Origin of the sequence: Micromonospora sp. AMSO1212t (assembly GCF_008868145.1) — a bacterium.
Taxonomy (GTDB): domain Bacteria; phylum Actinomycetota; class Actinomycetes; order Mycobacteriales; family Micromonosporaceae; genus Micromonospora; species Micromonospora tulbaghiae.
This window is the reverse complement of sequence record NZ_WBKS01000248.1, coordinates 1-1,532: the sequence shown is the minus strand read 5'-3', so window position 1 is coordinate 1,532 and position 1,532 is coordinate 1. Positions and strand designations below refer to the sequence as shown.

Annotated in this window: 1 protein-coding gene and 1 pseudogene; one reads left to right on the top strand and one right to left on the bottom strand. The window is 79.8% G+C overall.

The genetic code is table 11. From position 1 onward, the window contains the following. Window positions 1–330: hypothetical protein (locus F8279_RS30420; RefSeq protein WP_225853463.1), on the bottom strand; the 330-nt coding region annotated here is incomplete at its 3' end. 104 nt (window positions 331–434) lie between these two features. Here F8279_RS30420 and F8279_RS29625 point away from each other — a divergent pair. Then, window positions 435–1,532: pseudogene (locus F8279_RS29625) on the top strand (hypothetical protein); the annotation flags it as partial.

Below are 1,532 nucleotides of genomic sequence, written 5' to 3'. Positions count from 1 at the left end.
AGATGTGTATAGGAGGCAGGTGCCGGCCACGCCGAAGCCGTCGACCACGCCCAAGCCCACGCCCACCACGCCCAAGCCGTCGACCACGCCCAAGCCCACGCCGACCACGCCGAAGCCCACCACGCCGACGCCGAAGCCGACGACGTCCAGCCCGGCGCCCAGCACGCCGCCGCCGAGCCCGACCGACTCGCCCGACCCGACGCCGAGCCAGAGCGCGAGCGCCGAGCCGGACACCAGCAGCGCCGCGCCGAGCAGCAGCAGTGTCGCCCCGTCGAACAGCACGTCCGGCAGCGGCTCCGCCAGCCCGAGCAGCAGCGCCGACTGACCCAACCGCCACTCCGGCTGTGCTCCCGGGCCGGAATATGGCACGGTGAGATCCAGGCACTTCCGGTCGGCGCCACGGCTGGAGGCGAGCGTGGGTGCGGAGGGGCGAGATGGGCGAGCAGGACGTTCCGGCGGAGAAGGTCCACCCGGGACCGACGCCCGGCCCCGCCGACCCGGCCGGCGACGACGACCGCGGCTCGGCCCCACCCGGGCCGGTAGCCGTCGCGCGGGCACGGGTGTCAGTCGCCGGCTCGGCCGTGCCGCCGCCCGCCGGTGACGAGCAGCCACGTCCGCAGGGCGGTCCCACGACGTACCGCGCGGGCACCCCGGCGGACGCCGCACCGCCGCTGGACCGGCGCCTCCCCGGCGCCACCGTGCCGCCGTCCAGTTGGTCCGCCTTCGCCGTGGCCGAACGCCAGGCGACGCCCCAGCCCGTCGCCGTGCCGCCCGCCCCGGCCGGCACGGCACCCGAGCCCGCCGCCGCACCGGCGGCGGACGGCGACGCCTCCCCGGGTACGCCCGGCAGTGCTCGCGCAGCCATCCCGGCTCCCCGCGTCTCCGGTTCCGCACGCGTGCCCGTACCTGCTCCTTCCGCCCCGGCCGTGGACGCGGTCGCAGTGGACGCCGCAGCCCCTGCCGACGCCGCCCCGGACCGCGACGCCGCCCCCGGCCGGCAGACGGACGCCTCCGAGCCGCACGACGGCTCCGGAACCTCCCCCGCCCGATCCGCCGAGCCCTCGGCAGGCGGTTCCGGCGAGTCTCCGCCGGCCACGCCCGTCACCGCACCGTCGGCCGGGTCTGCAAGCTCCCCGCCGGGCACGTCCGGCGACGCACCGCCGGCCGGGTCCGCCGACTCCCTGCCGCTTGAGGCCTCCGACGCTCCGCCGGCCTCCGCGACCGACCGCCCGGCCCCGCCCACCGGCGCCTCCGCGCCCGCTGAGCAGGCCGGACCCGCACCCGCCCGGGCCAGCGCGTCGGTGCCGGGCCTGAGCCGCGTCTCCGCCGAGGAGGTCGCCGCCTCCGTGGTGGCCGCGCCGCCCGCCGCCGCCACGGTCTACCGGGCCGGACCGGTGAACCCGGAACCGCCGGAGCCGGTCCCGCCGCCGGAGCCCGCGCAGCCCCCGGCGCCGAACGGCCCGGAGCCCGAGCCGGCGCCGACCCCGGTGCCCGGTCCGACGCCGCCGTCGCCCGCGCCGCCGGTACCCGAG